1 protein-coding gene is annotated in these 527 nt (G+C 68.3%); it reads right to left on the bottom strand.

Annotated features, from left to right (window positions below):
- A partial coding sequence (locus tag ACP7CJ_RS28875) for a DUF6531 domain-containing protein (RefSeq protein ID WP_426103257.1) occupies nucleotides 1–527 on the bottom strand: 527 nt, incomplete at both ends.

The following is a 527-nucleotide window of genomic DNA, read 5'->3' on the forward strand; positions in this document are numbered from 1 at the left end:
GCATGGCGCCGCACGCTCAGGCCTTCGCCCGCGCTGAACACCGCGCCGCCCAAGGGGATCACGCCCATGTCGATCTGCCGGGCCTGCTCGTCGGTGTAGACCAGGCGCTCGCCGCCCTCAGGAAGCCCACCCATCTCGACGAAGACTTCGTAGATCACACTCCAACCGGCGCCGAACAAGCCATCGCGGCGTTCATCCCGGCTGCTGTGGTAGCGCTGCCACTCGATCGGCAACAGGCCTGGCAGGGCGAAGTCCAAGTCGTCTTCACCGTCGAGAACTTTCGCGCCCGTGGCGCTGTGTACCGGGTTGGGCGAACCTGCGGCCGCAGCGGTCAACGCATTGCTCACCTGGCCGCTGCCCCACGACGCCAGCCCGCCCACGGCCATGCACGGCAACGTGCTGAAGAACTTCGCGCCACCGCCGCGCAACGTCAGCAGCGCCGTCACCGCCAGCCCGACACCGGGCGTCTTGCCGCTGCGAATCTCGCGAACCACCACGGGCGCTCCGCCGATGATCACATTCGGCGA

This window comes from Pseudomonas sp. PSPC3-2 (assembly GCF_049897085.1).
GTDB lineage: Bacteria > Pseudomonadota > Gammaproteobacteria > Pseudomonadales > Pseudomonadaceae > Aquipseudomonas > Aquipseudomonas paraveronii.